At 39.3% G+C, this 15,877-nt stretch carries 14 protein-coding genes; 8 read left to right on the forward strand and 6 right to left on the reverse strand.

The window, feature by feature from the left end; genetic code table 11:
• Positions 1-42 precede the first annotated feature (42 nt).
• The 6 genes from rpsO to rimP form a co-directional block, all read right to left on the reverse strand.
• The gene (rpsO, locus tag ESZ26_RS03450; RefSeq protein WP_070376186.1) at positions 43-312 is read right to left on the reverse strand and encodes a 30S ribosomal protein S15; all 270 of its coding nucleotides are present in this window, start codon (positions 310-312) and stop codon (positions 43-45) included.
• 247 nt (positions 313-559) lie between these two features.
• Complete coding sequence (truB, locus tag ESZ26_RS03455) at positions 560-1,522, reverse strand: tRNA pseudouridine(55) synthase TruB (RefSeq protein WP_146798080.1); 963 nt, start codon at positions 1,520-1,522, stop codon at positions 560-562.
• An 11-nt stretch (positions 1,523-1,533) separates the two neighbouring features.
• Positions 1,534-1,968 carry a 30S ribosome-binding factor RbfA gene (rbfA, locus tag ESZ26_RS03460; RefSeq protein ID WP_146798082.1) on the reverse strand — a complete coding sequence of 145 codons (435 nt, stop codon included), beginning with the start codon at positions 1,966-1,968 and terminating at the stop codon, positions 1,534-1,536.
• 170 nt (positions 1,969-2,138) lie between these two features.
• Positions 2,139-4,811 (reverse strand): translation initiation factor IF-2, encoded by a 2,673-nt coding sequence (infB, locus tag ESZ26_RS03465; protein ID WP_146798084.1) that lies wholly within the window; start codon positions 4,809-4,811, stop codon positions 2,139-2,141.
• A 20-nt stretch (positions 4,812-4,831) separates the two neighbouring features.
• Positions 4,832-6,325: a transcription termination factor NusA gene (gene nusA, locus ESZ26_RS03470; RefSeq protein ID WP_146798086.1), complete on the reverse strand. Its 1,494-nt coding sequence runs from the start codon at positions 6,323-6,325 to the stop codon at positions 4,832-4,834.
• Positions 6,326-6,419: 94 nt separating this feature from the next.
• Complete coding sequence (gene rimP / locus ESZ26_RS03475) at positions 6,420-6,887, reverse strand: ribosome maturation factor RimP (RefSeq protein ID WP_146798088.1); 468 nt, start codon at positions 6,885-6,887, stop codon at positions 6,420-6,422.
• A gap of 476 nt (positions 6,888-7,363) precedes the next feature.
• Between rimP and ESZ26_RS03480 the strand changes: the two genes are divergently transcribed.
• The 8 genes from ESZ26_RS03480 (at position 7,364) to nth (ending at position 15,876) form a co-directional block, all read left to right on the forward strand.
• Entirely contained in the window at positions 7,364-9,232 is a 1,869-nt protein-coding gene (locus tag ESZ26_RS03480; RefSeq protein ID WP_146798090.1) for an EAL domain-containing protein, read from the forward strand.
• Positions 9,233-9,388: 156 nt separating this feature from the next.
• Complete coding sequence (gene rsxA, locus ESZ26_RS03485) at positions 9,389-9,970, forward strand: electron transport complex subunit RsxA (protein WP_070376179.1); 582 nt, start codon at positions 9,389-9,391, stop codon at positions 9,968-9,970.
• The gene (gene rsxB / locus ESZ26_RS03490) at positions 9,970-10,524 is read left to right on the forward strand and encodes an electron transport complex subunit RsxB (protein ID WP_070376178.1); all 555 of its coding nucleotides are present in this window, start codon (positions 9,970-9,972) and stop codon (positions 10,522-10,524) included. The genes rsxA and rsxB overlap by 1 nt, the downstream gene beginning before the upstream one ends.
• A gap of 10 nt (positions 10,525-10,534) precedes the next feature.
• Entirely contained in the window at positions 10,535-12,742 is a 2,208-nt protein-coding gene (gene rsxC, locus ESZ26_RS03495; protein ID WP_146798092.1) for an electron transport complex subunit RsxC, read from the forward strand.
• Positions 12,743-12,746: 4 nt separating this feature from the next.
• Positions 12,747-13,823 (forward strand): electron transport complex subunit RsxD, encoded by a 1,077-nt coding sequence (gene rsxD / locus ESZ26_RS03500; protein ID WP_146798094.1) that lies wholly within the window; start codon positions 12,747-12,749, stop codon positions 13,821-13,823.
• Positions 13,823-14,482, forward strand: a complete 660-nt coding sequence (rsxG, locus tag ESZ26_RS03505; RefSeq protein ID WP_146798096.1) for an electron transport complex subunit RsxG — start codon at positions 13,823-13,825, stop codon at positions 14,480-14,482. The genes rsxD and rsxG overlap by 1 nt, the downstream gene beginning before the upstream one ends.
• Positions 14,483-14,487: 5 nt before the next feature.
• Positions 14,488-15,195 (forward strand): electron transport complex subunit E, encoded by a 708-nt coding sequence (locus ESZ26_RS03510; protein WP_146798097.1) that lies wholly within the window; start codon positions 14,488-14,490, stop codon positions 15,193-15,195.
• Positions 15,196-15,216: 21 nt separating this feature from the next.
• Positions 15,217-15,876 (forward strand): endonuclease III, encoded by a 660-nt coding sequence (nth, locus tag ESZ26_RS03515; protein WP_146798099.1) that lies wholly within the window; start codon positions 15,217-15,219, stop codon positions 15,874-15,876.
• Position 15,877: the final 1 nt, after the last annotated feature.

A 15,877-nucleotide genomic window follows, 5' to 3' on the forward strand; every position in this document is an offset into this window, starting at 1 on the left:
ATTTGATATTACCTTGAAAAAAGGTAACAAATAAGTCACATCTTAACGACGTAGACCTAATTTAGCGATTACTGTGGTGTAACGCTCAACGTTTTTGCCTTTTAAGTAATCAAGTAACTTACGACGTTGTGCAACCATGCGTAATAAACCACGACGTGAGTGATGATCATGGATGTGCTCTTTGAAGTGACCTTGTAAATGGTTGATTTGTGTAGTTAACAAAGCAACTTGTACTTCAGGTGAACCAGTATCACCTTCTTTTTGAGCATATTCTGCAACGATTGCAGCTTTTTCTGTAGCATTTAAAGACATAATAAATCCTTAGTGTGATGTACCCGAAAGTACTTAAAATTCGCACCTCGCCAAACACTAATTCAGCTAAGGTGACAAAAGAGCGCGTATTCTATCAGCACAAGACTAAATTGCAACTGATATTTGTATCGCAGCGTTATTAACTTATCGTTAGGCTAAATAACGTTTAGCTATAAGTAAACTATGCTTCAATTGTTAGTGATTCAAGTAATAACCACTCTACGTTATCAAGTGTTAAATAATTTGTTTACAGCGTTTTCAAAAATTCGTCTAAAACAACAATACGTTTCGGTGCAATTAAACCGTTGTCGTCTATATGACCAACACCAATAAACTCGCCATCATTGATATTGTCACCAACAAAAACTTGTACTAAACCTTCCGCAGGAACGTTGGCTGCTTGTACTGGGTTACCATGGCGCAGAAAGTTGGCAGACATATCATCTATAAAAACGACAGGAATGCCATCACAGGCAGTCGTCATTGGTAATAATAAGGGATCAAGTAAAGTTGATGGTGCTACTTCTTGCTCTTCTGCTTGTACAACTAATGCTTGTAACTGCTCTAACGTCACCATTTTTTCTGTTGGATAATTGCCGACAGCACTTCTGCGTAAATTAGCAACGTGTGCGCCACAACCAAGCAGTTCGCCTAAATCGTCGATAATAGTACGAATATAAGTCCCTTTAGATACATGAATATCTAAATCAACTTCGTCATTTTCAAAGCGTAATAAGTCTAAACGAAAAACGGTAATATCTCGTGACTCACGAGGTACTTCCACTCCTTCTCGGGCATATTTATATAAAGGCTGACCTTTATATTTTAACGCTGAGTACATGGAAGGAATTTGCTGTGTTGTACCGCGAAAAGACTCAAGTGCTATTGCTAATTGCTCACTTGAAACATCAACCGGTTTTTCCGCAACAACTTCACCGTCTGCATCACTTGTTGTGGTGCGTACCCCCAATTTTGCTGTTACTTGATAGGTTTTATCAGTATCGAGTAAAAATTGAGAGAACTTAGTCCCTTCACCTAAACAAATCGGCAACATACCGGTAGCAAGTGGATCTAATGCTCCCGTGTGGCCGGCTTTTTGTGCAAAGAAGATACGCTTAACTTTTTGTAAAGCACTGTTCGATGACATATCATAGGGTTTATCAAGTAGGATCACCCCATTAATTGGGCGACCTTTTCTGCGTTTAGCCATCTAGCTGTACCCTATGTATTTTCTTCGTTGTTGATATCAGTTGCTTCGTTAGAAGCGGTAGCATCTCGCTCTGAGCTTTCAGCGATATGCTTGTCGCTAGCGACAGCTTCATCAACCAATGAACTCATACGAACACCTTCAGCCATAGAGCTATCATAAACAAAACGTAAATGCGGCATAATACGGGCACGTAATTTCTTCGCTAATAACGAGCGAATAAAACCAGCAGCTTCATTTAACACTTCAATGGAGCTTTTTATTTCTGATGCTTCATTGGTAAAAAATGTCACAAATATTTTTGCGTAAGCTAAATCACGTGTCAACTCGACCGCAGAAACTGTCGTCATTACCAAACGTGGGTCTTTAACTTCGCGCATTAAAATAGTGGCGATTTCTTTTTGTATTTCTTGTCCGACACGGTCGGTACGGGCAAATTCTCTTGCCATAGGAAATTCTCCTAATAAAGTTATCGAGGATTTTTACCTGATAACCTTTAATATATAAACAAAAATGGAGGCAAAGCCCCCATTTAGTATTTGTACAACAGTCAGTGAGCTATCTCATTACATTAACGCTGATTAACCAATAAAAGCAGTCAATCAGCAATAATATAAAGCTACAGCGTACGCTTAATTTCTATTGTTTCGAATACTTCAATTTGGTCACCAACACGTACATCGTTGTAGTTCTTAACACCGATACCACACTCTGTACCGTTACGAACTTCAGCTACATCGTCTTTGAAACGACGAAGTGATTCAAGCTCACCTTCGTATATAACAACCAAGTCACGTAATACACGAATTGGTGCGCTACGCTTGATAAGGCCTTCAGTAACCATACAACCAGCGATAGCGCCAATTTTAGGAGACTTAAATACGTCACGTACTTGTGCAAGACCAATAATTTCTTGTTTGAACTCTGGCGCTAACATGCCGCTCATGGCTTGTTTAACTTCATCGATCAATGCGTAAATAACACTGTAGTAACGTAAATCGATGTTTTCAGATTCAATCACTTTACGTGCAGATGCATCGGCACGAACATTGAAACCAACCACGATAGCATTTGAAGCCGCCGCTAATGTTGCATCAGTTTCAGTGATAGCACCAACACCTGAACCTATAATTCTTACTTTAACTTCATCAGTAGATAACTTAAGTAATGAGTCACTAATTGCTTCAAGTGAACCTTGAACATCTGACTTAATTACAACGTTTACTTCAGAAATTTCGCCTTCAGCCATACTTGCAAACATATTTTCAAGTTTAGCTTTTTGTTGACGAGCAAGTTTCACATCACGGAATTTACCTTGACGGAATAAAGCAACTTCACGTGCTTTCTTCTCATCTTTCACAACAGTCGCTTCATCACCAGATTGTGGCACACCACTTAAGCCGATAATTTCAACGGGGATAGATGGACCTGCTGATTGAATATCTTTACCATTTTCATCGCGCATTGCACGAACACGGCCATATTCTAAACCACAAAGAACAATATCACCTTGCTTCAAAGTACCTTCTTGAACCAAAATAGTTGCTACTGGGCCACGGCCTTTATCTAATTTAGATTCTATAACTACGCCGCTTGCCATTTTATCGACAACAGCAGTTAACTCTAGTACTTCCGACTGTAGTAATATTGAATCAAGTAAGTCATCAATACCTAAACCTGTTTTAGCTGAGACATGACAGAATTGAACTTCACCGCCCCACTCTTCAGATAAAACGCCGTGTTGAGATAATTCACTCTTAACACGTTCGATATCAACACCTTCTTTATCCATCTTGTTTACGGCGATGATAATAGGCGCATCAGAAGCTTTAGCATGTTGAATCGCTTCAACAGTCTGTGGCATAACACCATCATCTGCAGCAACAACAATGATAACGATATCAGTGGCTTTAGCACCACGAGAACGCATTGAAGTAAAGGCAGCATGACCTGGAGTATCTAAGAAAGTGATCATACCATGACCGGTTTCTACGTGATAAGCACCAATATGCTGAGTAATACCACCGGCTTCACCGTCTGCTACTTTCGCTTTACGAATGTAATCAAGTAATGATGTTTTACCGTGATCAACGTGACCCATAATAGTAACAACAGGTGCACGAGTAATTTCTTCACCGGTATGGTGACGATCGGCAAGTACTGCTTCTTCTAAAGCATTTTCTTTAACAAGTACCACTTCAAAGCCCATATCTTCAGCAACAAGCGCTGCTGTTTCTTGGTCAATAACTTGGTTAATAGTTGCCATCGCGCCTAGTTTGAACATAGCCTTAACAACTTCCGCGCCTTTCTTAGCCATTTTGTTGGCAAGTTCAGCAACTGAAATAGTTTCGCCTATGCGAATATCTTGTACTTTTGTTTCAACAGGTTTGGTAAAACCATGTTTTAAGCTGTCAGGTGAAGATAAAGTTTTACCTTTACCGCGACCATTGTTGCGGCCACGAGCATTACGGTCTGCAGGTGCTTTTTTCTTCTTACGGCGACGACCACTTTCATCAGCAGAGTCACTTTTATCTTCAGCTTCTTGAGCATATTTAGAAGAAGTTAAATGCACAACTTCTTTCTCTTTAGCTTTACGTTCAGCTTCTTGTTCTTTCCAGCGCGCTTCATTTTCTTCTGCTAATTTTTTAGCGGCGGCTGTTGCTTCTTTAGCTTCTTCTTCAAGCTTAGCTTTTGTTTCAGCTTCTAGCGCAAGACGAACTTTTTTAGCTTCTTCAGTTTCTGCAATTTTTACTGGTGCTTCTTCAGCATTTTTTGCTTTCGCTGCGGCTGTTTGCTTAGCTTTAGTTTCGGCTTCGGCTTTTGCAGCTGCTTTACGTTCTGCTTCTGCTTCTGCTTTTGCTGCAGCGACTGCTTTGCCATTTTCTGCTTCTTTAGCATCAGCAATTGCTTTTGCTTCGGCTGCTGCTTGAGCGGCAATTTCAGCTTCTGCTGCTACTTTAGCTTCAGCTTCAGCTTGCTGTTGCTCTTCAACTTCGCTGCGCTTAACATAAGTGCGTTTTTTACGCACTTCAACATTAACTGACTTAGCTTTACTGCCATGTCCCATCGTTAACGTTGATTTAGATTTACGGTTAAGCGTCATTTTTAGTGGGCCGGCTGTTGAGTCGTCACCATGTTGCTTTTTCAAGTGGTCTAACAATGCTTCTTTTTCATCTTGTGATACAGAATCGGTCGCGGATTTATTCACGCCAGAGTCAGCCAATTGGCTAACTAAGCGGTCCACCGGTGTACCAATTTCTTGAGCAAGTTCTGCTACAGTTGTGTTTGACATCTACTATATTCTCCCGGGAATTATTCTTCGTTAAACCAACAAATATTACGCGCAGCCATAATTAACTCGCCCGCTTTGGTTTCATCTAATTCTTCAATATCGGCAATTTCGTCAACGCCTTGTTCAGCTAAGTCTTCAAGGGTAATTACACCACGACTCGCCAATACAAATGCTAAGTGACGCTCTAAACCATCTAATGCTAATAAGTCAGCCGCTGGTTCTGCATTTTCAAGAGACTCTTCACTTGCTAATGCACGTGTTGTTAATGCCGCTTTTGCACGTTCACGAAGCGCTTCAACGATCTCTTCATCCATGCCATCAATTTCTAACATTTCAGCTGCTGGTACGTATGCAATTTCTTCTAACGTAGCAAAACCTTCTTCTGCTAATAAATTAGCAAAGTCATCGTCGATATCTAAGTTATCTGTAAACAATGAAATAACTTTATCGTTTTCAGCTTGATGCTTCTCGTTCATATCAGCAACAGTCATCACGTTTAATTCCCAGCCAGTTAATTGGCTAGCTAAACGGATATTTTGACCACTACGACCAATGGCCATCGCTAAATTGCCTTCTTCAACGGCAATATCCATAGTGCCTTTGTCTTCATCAACAATAATTGATGCAACTTCAGCTGGAGCCATTGCGTTGATAACATATTGTGCAGGATTGTCGTCATATAAAACGATATCAACACGTTCACCACCAAGCTCAGTTGATACGGCTTGCACACGTGAACCACGCATACCAACACAAGCACCAACTGGGTCAATACGCTTATCATTAGATTTCACAGAAATTTTTGCACGTGAACCTGGATCGCGAGCCGCACCTTTAATTTCTAGCATTTCTTCGCCAATTTCTGGCACTTCCACACGGAAAAGCTCAATTAACATTTCTGGCTTAGAACGAGTCACTAATAATTGTGCGCCGCGCGTTTCTGTTTTAATTTCGTATAACAAACCACGAACACGATCCCCTGGACGGAATGTTTCACGAGGTAACATATCGTCACGGTAGATAACCGCTTCTGCATTATTACCTAAATCGATAATGATGCTATCGCGACTGGCTTTTTTAACAACACCTGTCACTAGCTCGCCAATTTGTTCTTGGTAAGCTTCAACAATTAGCGCACGTTCTGCTTCACGAATTTTTTGAACAATAACTTGTTTTGCTGTTTGCGTAGTTACACGGTCAAATTTAACTGATTCAATTTGATCTTCAATGTAATCGCCTAACTGCAATTCTTCATTGTCGTACTGTGCAGCTGACAAACTCATTTCTGCAAATGGGTTTTCTGCTACGGCATCATCGGCAACAACCAACCAACGACGGAAAGTATCAAATTCACCGTTGGTACGGTCAATAGCAACACGAACAATAATGTCGCCTTCATATTTTTTCTTTGTTGCTGTTTCTAAAGCGGTTTCCATTGCTTCAAAAATGCTTTCACGGGGTAATGCTTTTTCGTTAGATACGGCATCTACAACCAGTAATATTTCCTTACTCATGCTACTTAGCCTTTTTAATCGTTTCTGAACAGTTCAACTATTTATGTAATGACGTTGAACAACTACGTATTTTTATTTTATTGTTATTATTTGCTTAGCTTTTTTTATTATGGTTAAAAACCAAATTGGCCTTAACAATATTACCAAGCACTAAGTCATAGTCTTCACCGTCGACCGCTACTACTAAGGTATCGTTCTCAACGGCAGCTAAGCGACCTTTAAATTTACGACGACCGTTTAATGGTATAGATAGTTTGACTTCAATAATTTCACCAATCACTGCTTCATAGTGTGGCTTATCAAATAACGGTCGGTCTAAACCGGGTGATGAAACTTCTAAATTAAACTCACTGCTGATAGGGTCTTCAACGTCTAGAATAGCGCCTACTTGACGGCTAACTTCAGCACAATCATCAACATCAATGCCATTTTCATGGTCGATAAACAAACGTAATACTGAATTATTACCGGCACTAATATATTCAATACCTAACAATTCCTTGCCAACTTCTTCAACAGCAGGACGTAACATGTCTGTTAATTTATGTTCAAACTTAGCCAATCATTTTCTCCAAATAAAATCTTACTTTGTCTTCATGTATCAACATCCAGATACAAAAAAAGGGCTTATAGCCCAGCAATTCTTAAAGCTTATCGTGCTGAACGAATGTCTCAGATACGAAAAAGCCCCATTACGCGGGGCTTATTACACTGAACCCACGATGTTGATTTAACCTAGTGACTTATAAATAAGCCGTCAAATCGATACAACAATATAAAATTATTTTATAACTTTGCTTCAAGCAATAGCCAAAAATGAATTTCAGTGAAATATTGTTATATTTAAGCTGGGCGAATTATATAGCGACTACCGCCGAATCGCAAGCCTAATTGATAGGATAAGCAATAAAAGCTCAACTTATAGTGCTCATTTACTTCAACATTATATATCACATTAAATAACAGTAAGTTAGTAATTTTTTATCAAGCATGCTATATATTAATGTAGGCCTAGTCTTTTCAGTTAATCAACTTATTATGTATAGTTATTCTCAATTATTAATGCGCAACATCATTTTAGGGATGTTTTTTAATATTCTTATTGTTGCTATGGTCAGTTACTTCTTTGCTTCCTCGCTATCGAGTAGGCAATTAATGATGCAAAGTTCAATTTCAGCCATTATCGATATAGCAGATAAAAGCAATCAATTAGAGCAAGTTGAAAACTTAATTAATCTAGCCGATTTTCAATTTTTTTCGCTACAAAAAGAAAGCAAAGAAATTGTTAATTACAAGATCGCTAGCACCAACATGCTTGTCCCTTATATTTCACCTAAAACAGTGGTTTTTACCAACAAATCTAATACTAGCGTCAGTTATCAAATAAACACTGTTCAAGCCGCTGCATTGATTCTTAAAATCATGCTGGTATCAATTTTAACTAGCCTTGTCATTATTGTTATTGCTTGTACGTTAAGTGTTAGACACGCCAAAAAGCTTGTCTTTGTGGTTAATAAGAAAATTAAACATGGCATCGCTCAAGTCATCTCGATGAATAAACTGGAAGCTGATGATGAAATTCTTGATATTCCAGAGTTAACGAGCGGACTAAAAAAAGTTGCGGCACTGCTGTCGTCACATGTTAATGATGCTAGTGCGCTAGAAAAACAAGCTTATATAGAGCCACTGACAAAGTTAGAAAACCGTAATCGTTTTATCCAGTTTTTTGCTAATGATGAGAACCAAGTTGAATTTGGTGTTTTAGCGATAACACGTTGCTCTGAACTACAAACCATTAATCAAATACACGGTTATAGTGAAGGCGATAATTATATTTGCAAAGTAGCCGACATTATTAAAGGCGTCACTGCAACCTATCGAGGCGCAAATGTTTATCGTCTTAATAGCTCTGATTTTGCCACCTTACTGCCTAACGTAACCTTAAAAGAAGCGGAGAACTTAGCGAATGAAATATCAAGTAAATTTAACGCTTATCAACAATCATCAGATTTAGATTCAGTTGGCTATACCGGATTAGTCTATTTCGAGAAAGACAAGCCACTCGGTGAATTATTAGCACTCGCAGATACCGGTATAAGTATTGCACAAACTCAGCAAATAAATTCTTGGTTTTCACAAAGCGACAATGACATCTTGCATAGCTCTAGTGCTAACTACGGTAACCAAAATTGGCGTCAAGAAATCGACAGCGTTCTCGAAAACCAACGGGTTAAGTTACTTGTCCAGCCGATAAAGCCCAATAGTCGTAACAATAAAGTCTATGGTGAAATTCTCGCTCGTTTTTTAAATTCGACGGATGAAATGTTACCAACCGCTTCTTTTATAGCCATGGCGGAAAAGCTTGATAAAATGGTCGCCGTCGACAAAATGATTATTGAAAAAGTGATCAGTGAAATTAAAGCAAAAAATTTACACGATCAATTCTTTGGTATTAACATCAGCGCTCGAAGTATTCATGATGAACATTTTTTAATTTGGTTGGAGCGTCGCTTATTAAAAGAATCCACTATTGCGGCAAAGTTAATCTTTGAAATAACGGAATATGGTCTTCAACAAAACATCAAAACCAGTAAGCGCTTTATTGATATGATCCACAGGGTTGGTTCTCGTATTACCGTTGAGCGTTTTGGCGTAGGTTTAACCTCTTTTAAGTTTTTTCGTGACCTTAAACCGGACTTTATTAAAATGGATAGCACCTACACACGTGATATTGATGATGATAAAAACAACCAGTACTTCATCCGATTAATGGTTGATCTTGCTCATCGCCTCAGTATTACTGTTTTAGCTGAAAGTGTTGAAAGCCAAGAAGAAAAGTTCACTTTAGAGAAGTTATTTATTGATGGTTGCCAAGGATTTTATTTAGGAAAGCCCGAAGCGATTTAATTGAGTATAACTTAAAGCTAAACGTTCCATGTTAATAAAGGCCAAGCATGGCAAGAAGATAGTGCATATGCAATAAAAATTAAGGCATTGAGCGGTTGTCATCTGGCTAATAAAGTCGGATAATAGCGTGAATTATCTCATAAAATTAATTTTCAAATGACAGATTATCTACTGCTGTTAGTTAGCACAGTATTAGTCAATAACTTTGTTCTCGTAAAGTTCCTAGGTTTATGCCCATTTATGGGGGTGTCTTCGCGTACTGAAACTGCAATCGGTATGTCATTTGCCACCACCTTTGTAATGACTATTGCTTCGTTACTCAGCTACATCGTAAATACCTATATTCTTACTCCTCTGGGACTCGAATATCTAACGACTATGATGTTTATTTTAGTCATCGCTGTTGTTGTACAATTTACCGAAATGGTCGTACATAAAACCAGTGCCAACTTGTATCGCTTACTGGGTATTTTCTTGCCTTTAATTACCACTAACTGTGCGGTATTAGGTGTTGCTTTATTAAATATTTATGAGCAACATAATTTCCTTGAGTCGATAGTATATGGCTTTGGCGCGGCTGTCGGTTTTTCTCTTGTACTTATTATGTTTTCAGCGATGCGCGAAAAACTTGCTAATGCTGATATCCCTAAGCCTTTTAAAGGTTCCGCTATCGCTATGATAACCGCTGGCTTAATGTCACTTGCCTTTATGGGTTTCACTGGTTTGGTGAAGTTGTAATGACCACACTATTAGCAATACTAGTACTTGGCTGTATGGCGTTAGTCTTTGGCGCCATTCTTGGCTTTGCTTCTGTAAAATTTCATGTTGAGGGCGACCCTCTTGCCGAGCAGGTTGATGCTATTTTACCACAAACGCAGTGTGGACAATGTGGTTACCCCGGTTGTAAACCTTATGCAGAAGCAGTCGCTAACGGTGAGGCTATTAATAAATGCGCACCTGGCGGCGAAGATACCATCAAAAAAATAGCAGACTTAATGGGGGTTGAACCACCACCTCTTGACGAAAATCATGATACAGACAATTCTCCTAAAGTTGCTTTTATTATTGAAGAAGACTGTATTGGTTGTACTAAATGTATTCAAGCTTGCCCAGTTGATGCGATCTTAGGTACGACCAAACAAATGCACACCATAATAGCCGACGAATGTACTGGCTGTGACTTATGTATAGACCCTTGTCCGGTTGATTGCATAATAATGATACCTATCGCTAAAACACCACAAAACTGGCAATGGGATCTTAATAATATACCTGTGGTACAGCTTGATTAGGTGAGGATTCGTGGGATCAGTTATTGAACGTATAAAGCGCGCTAATTTTTGGACTTTTCATGGCGGTATACATCCACCAGAACAGAAGTTCTTAACCACTGATAAGCCTATCAGAGCGGTTAGTATACCTGAACAGCTAATACTGCCATTGCAGCAACATATAGGTATTGCTGCAGATTTACGAGTAAAAATAGGTGATAAAGTACTTAAGGGCCAAGCACTCACCCAAAGTATGCATCCTATGGCTGTTCCTATTCACGCTCCTACCAGTGGCACTATTACTGCAATCAAAGATGCCGTTATTGCTCATCCCTCAGGCTTAAGCGAATTATGCTTATTTATTACGCCTGACGGTGAAGATACATGGCAAGAACGTCATATATGTACTGATGTAAGTAAATTATCCCATAATGAAATAATTGATAAAATTTCTTCAGCGGGTATATCGGGCATGGGCGGTGCTGGTTTTCCTACACAAGTTAAAATAAGCACTCGGGACAAAATACAATTTCTTATTATTAATGCCGCTGAATGTGAACCTTATATTAGTGCTGACGATTTATTAATTCGCGAGCACAGCCCATCAATTCTTGATGGTATTAATATACTTGATCGTATTCTTTCACCTGAACATATTCTTATTGGTATTGAAAATAATAAACCTGAAGCGATAAAAGTACTGCAGCAAGCAACCGCTAACAATGAAAAAATTCAAGTGTGTGTACTACCCACTAAATACCCGACGGGTGGCGAAAAGCAATTAATTCAAATATTAACAGGTCAGGAAGTTCCTTCCGGCGTCTTTCCTAGCTCTCTGGGTATTGTTATGCAAAACATCGCCACTTGCTTTGCAATAGCTGATGCGGTAATAAACGATATCCCCTTAATTAAAAGAGTGGTAACTGTCAGTGGCCAAGCCTTACAGAAGCCGCAGAATGTCTGGTCATTACTCGGCACCCCTGTAGGCTTTTTGCTCGAACAATGTGGTTACCCTAATAAAGATAAAAAGCATATTATTATGGGTGGCCCAATGATGGGCTATAGCTTACCCTCAGATCAGGTTCCCGTTGTAAAAACAACAAACTGCATACTGGCACCAAGTGAGCAGGAAATATCCTCCCCTTATTCAACCGGTACAAAAGAGGTTGAATGTATCAGATGTGGTCAGTGTAGTGACGTCTGTCCCAGCCAATTATTACCACAAGAGTTACAGTGGAGTGCTAAAGCAAAAGATCACCAACAACTTGATAAATTAAACTTATTTGATTGTATTGAATGTGGTGCTTGTGCCTATGTTTGTCCGAGCCAAATTCCCTTAGTGCATTATTATCGTGTAGCAAAGTCTGAAATTCGCCAACAAAAACAATTAGATATTAAAGCAGAACATGCAAAAGTAAGATTTGAAGCACGAAAAGAGCGTTTAGCCAGAGATAAAATAGCGCGAGAAGAAAAACATAAAGCAGCAGCACAAGCACGTAAAGCGCGGATGAACTCAGGTACCAGCGAAGCAAAAACTGAAAAATCAGCTGTTGCTGCCGCCTTAGCACGAGTTAAAGCGAAAAAAGCTCAACAAACTCAAGGTAGTGATAGTGTCGCGGCACAGACAGTAGCTCCGCCAGCAGATAATGAACAAAAAAGCCAAGTTAGCGCCGCTATTGCAAGAGCGAAAGCGAAAAAGCTAGCGGCTCAAAAAAATGTAGCAACGTATAAATCAGAGCCAGAAAATAAGCTGGATGATGTTAAACCCACCGCTGACGATAAAAAAGCTAAAATTGCTGCGGCGGTTGCCAAAGCAAAAGCCCGTAAGCTTACTGAAAAAAATAACGATAACGCAGTTGATAGCGACTTAGCCGTTGATGATAACATTACCAACGAAGCCGCTGTGTTAGCAAGTCAGGCTGAAGCAGTCGTTCCTGCGAATGATAAAAAAGCTAAAATTGCTGCTGCGGTTGCAAAAGCAAAAGCCCGTAAGCTTGCTGAAAAAAATAACGATAACGCAGTTGATAGCGACTTAGCCGTTGATGATAACATTACCAACGAAGCCGCTGTGTTAGCAAGTCAGGCTGAAGCAGTCGTTCCTGCGAATGATAAAAAAGCTAAAATTGCTGCCGCGGTTGCAAAAGCTAAAGCCCGTAAACTGGCTCAGCAACAAGATAAATTAGCCGCTACTCCTAGCGAAGAAAAAACCAACAAACACGTAAAATCAGAGTCGACATAATATTATGGCCTTTTGGATAGCAAGTTCACCACATAATCATGTTCAAAGTGAAACATCTTCAATGATGCGTATGGTTATTTACGCCACTATTCCAGGGATATTTGCCCAGTGGTACTTTTTTGGCTGGGGAAATTTAATCCATATATCTCTCGCGGTGATCACCGCATTAGTAGCCGAGTTTACGGTATTATCTTTACGAGAAAAAAATATAAAAGCGCAGTTATTTGATGGCAGCGCTATTTTAACCGCGGTATTACTGGGGATTAGTTTACCCGCCATAGCGCCGTGGTGGATCACTGTTATCGGGGTATCTTTTGCCATTATTGTTGTTAAGCAGCTTTACGGTGGTCTAGGTCATAACCCTTTCAATCCGGCTATGGCCGCTTATGTGATGCTACTGATTTCATTTCCTTTACAAATGACATCTTGGCTACCGCCACTTGAATTGATGGCCTTGCCATTAAAATTTGTTGATACACTCTCGGTAATTTTTAGTAGCTTTACCATTGATGGCTATTCTGTTGAACAACTACGAACCCATGTCGACGGTTACACCATGGCAACGCCCCTAGATACGGTAAAAACAAACCTAACATTGGGCTTAAACATTGCTGAGAGTATGACAAGCCCAGTGATTGGTGAAAATTATGGCGTAGGTTGGGAATGGGTTAGTGCCGGATTTTTACTTGGCGGTCTATTCTTAATCGGCAAAAAAACCATTCATTGGGCAACACCCGCTAGCTTTTTAGTAAGCATCTTCATTTGTTCATTAATCGCTTTTTTATATAGCCAAGATACCAACGCCTCAACGCTTTTCCATTGGTTTAATGGCGCATGTATGTTTGGGGCATTCTTTATTTTAACGGACCCAGTTTCCGGCGCTACCAGTATTAAAGGCCGTATCGTTTTTGGTGCATTAGCAGGCTTTTTAGTTTTTATTATCAGAAAGTATGGCGGTTACCCTGATGGCGTAGCATTTGCGGTGCTGATTTGTAATATGGCTGCACCACTGATAGACCAATACACCCGTCCCCGTACTTATGGGCATAATATTTCATCAAGTAAAGCAGGCAAAGAATAATGGTCCTTTCTCTAACCAGCGCAGTCAGTAAAAATGCCAAGATCCTCGCTTTATTTGCTATTGCTTGTACGGCAATCGTAGGTGTGGTGCACTCACTCACCAAAGATCAAATTATTTTACAGCAACAACAAGACTTATTGCGTAATTTAAACAGTATCATTGCCAAAAACAGCTACAACAATGTTATCTATAAAGACTGTTTTATTTTACCTAATGAGGCATTAGGTACCGTTAACCCACCAAAAGTTTACCGTGCAAGAAATGATAACAGCCCCGTTGCGGCAGCAATTACTACCGTCGCTCCAGACGGTTATAGTGGCAATATAGAGCTTATTGTTGCCATAAACATTGACGGTAGCATTAGTGGTGTTAGAACATTAAAACACCAAGAAACGCCTGGACTGGGTGATAAAATTGAAGAAAAGAAAAGCGATTGGATCAATAGTTTTACTGGCAAAAAATTAGTCAATAAAAATGATAACCGCTGGTTAGTAAAAAAAGATGGTGGTATGTTTGACCAATTCACCGGCGCGACAATAACTCCCCGTGCTGTAGTAAAAGCAGTGCGTAAATCGGTTAATTATTTTAATGCTCACCAAGATGAATTATTTCAAGCGACGAGTAATTGTTCAAATCAAGATGTTGCTGAGGGAGCTTAATCGTCATGAAAATTAACGATGAATATAAAGAATTAGCTTGGCAAGGTTTATGGAAAAATAATCCGGGTATAGTACAGCTTTTAGGATTGTGTCCATTATTAGCAGTAACTTCCACCCTAACAAACGCTATTGGTTTAGGTCTAGCAACCTTGTTTGTACTTATTTGCTCAAATACTACCGTATCGGCCATACGTAAATGGGTACCTAAAGAAATTAGGATCCCTATTTTTGTTTTGATTATTGCTTCTTTTGTTACTTGTGTGCAATTACTGATGAATGCCTATACTTTTGGCTTATATCAGTCACTTGGCATATTCTTACCTTTAATTGTTACTAACTGTGCCATTATTGGTCGAGCTGAGGCATACGCTTCTAAAAATCCAATCAAACAAGCAAGTTTTGACGGTTTAATGATGGGTTTAGGCTTTTTATTAATATTGATGTTACTAGGCGCAGTAAGAGAAATACTTGGCCAAGGAACCTTGTTTGATGGTGCTAATTTATTACTTGGCGAATGGGCAAGTGTATTACGCGTTGAAGTATATACGCTAGATAGCCAATTCTTACTCGCGATACTGCCACCAGGAGCTTTTATTGTCATGGGCTTATTTATAGCTTTAAAAAATGCCATCGACGATCGAGTTGCCGCCGCTAAGCCTAAAACAGAAAGTCAGGAAATTGCACGAGTTCGTGTCAACTTTGATGAAAAATAATAACAACAAAAGAATAACGCTATGAATAAAGCACAACGTTTAGAAATATTAACTCGGTTACGAGATAACAATCCACATCCAACCACTGAACTTAATTTTTCTTCACCTTTTGAGTTACTTATTGCTGTGCTGCTTTCAGCACAATCGACTGATGTTGGTGTTAATAAAGCCACAGCAAAGCTTTATCCCGTTGCTAATACCCCTCAAGCTATACTTGATTTAGGGCTTGATGGCTTAAAGTTTTATATAAAAACGATTGGTTTATTTAATACTAAAGCAGCAAACACCCTGAAAACTTGTCAAATGCTGGTTGATTTACATGGTGGAGAAGTACCCAAAGAAAGATCGGCATTAGAAGCCTTGCCTGGCGTTGGCAGAAAAACAGCGAATGTTGTTTTAAACACCGCTTTTGGTCAACTAAAAGATAATGAAGGCAAATACTTTATCGCAGTAGACACCCATATCCAGCGACTGGCAAATCGTACCGGCTATGCGAAAGGTAAAACAGTTGAAGAAACCGAAAAAAATATTATTAAAAACACGCCAAGAAAAACAGAATTTTTTTATAACTTGCACCACTGGTTCATTCTTCATGGTCGTTATACTTGTATAGCAAGAACACCCCGCTGTGGTTCTTGTATCATCGAAGATTTATGCGGTTTTAAGGACAAAACCAGTTAAT

The sequence above is a fragment of the Colwellia hornerae genome (genome assembly GCF_007954355.1).
In the GTDB taxonomy this organism is placed as follows: Bacteria; Pseudomonadota; Gammaproteobacteria; order Enterobacterales; family Alteromonadaceae; genus Colwellia_A; species Colwellia_A hornerae.

What these genes read in the sequence shown, in the direction of transcription:
- ESZ26_RS03510 (WP_146798097.1), top strand. Translation starts at nt 14,488, where the DNA reads ATGAAAATTAACGATGAATATAAAGAATTAGCTTGGCAAGGTTTATGG.
- rsxA (WP_070376179.1), top strand. Translation starts at nt 9,389, where the DNA reads ATGACAGATTATCTACTGCTGTTAGTTAGCACAGTATTAGTCAATAAC.
- infB (WP_146798084.1), bottom strand. Translation starts at nt 4,811, where the DNA reads ATGTCAAACACAACTGTAGCAGAACTTGCTCAAGAAATTGGTACACCG.
- nusA (WP_146798086.1), bottom strand. Translation starts at nt 6,325, where the DNA reads ATGAGTAAGGAAATATTACTGGTTGTAGATGCCGTATCTAACGAAAAA.
- rsxG (WP_146798096.1), top strand. Translation starts at nt 13,823, where the DNA reads ATGGTCCTTTCTCTAACCAGCGCAGTCAGTAAAAATGCCAAGATCCTC.
- nth (WP_146798099.1), top strand. Translation starts at nt 15,217, where the DNA reads ATGAATAAAGCACAACGTTTAGAAATATTAACTCGGTTACGAGATAAC.
- rpsO (WP_070376186.1), bottom strand. Translation starts at nt 312, where the DNA reads ATGTCTTTAAATGCTACAGAAAAAGCTGCAATCGTTGCAGAATATGCT.
- ESZ26_RS03480 (WP_146798090.1), top strand. Translation starts at nt 7,364, where the DNA reads ATGTATAGTTATTCTCAATTATTAATGCGCAACATCATTTTAGGGATG.
- truB (WP_146798080.1), bottom strand. Translation starts at nt 1,522, where the DNA reads ATGGCTAAACGCAGAAAAGGTCGCCCAATTAATGGGGTGATCCTACTT.
- rsxD (WP_146798094.1), top strand. Translation starts at nt 12,747, where the DNA reads ATGGCCTTTTGGATAGCAAGTTCACCACATAATCATGTTCAAAGTGAA.
- rbfA (WP_146798082.1), bottom strand. Translation starts at nt 1,968, where the DNA reads ATGGCAAGAGAATTTGCCCGTACCGACCGTGTCGGACAAGAAATACAA.
- rsxB (WP_070376178.1), top strand. Translation starts at nt 9,970, where the DNA reads ATGACCACACTATTAGCAATACTAGTACTTGGCTGTATGGCGTTAGTC.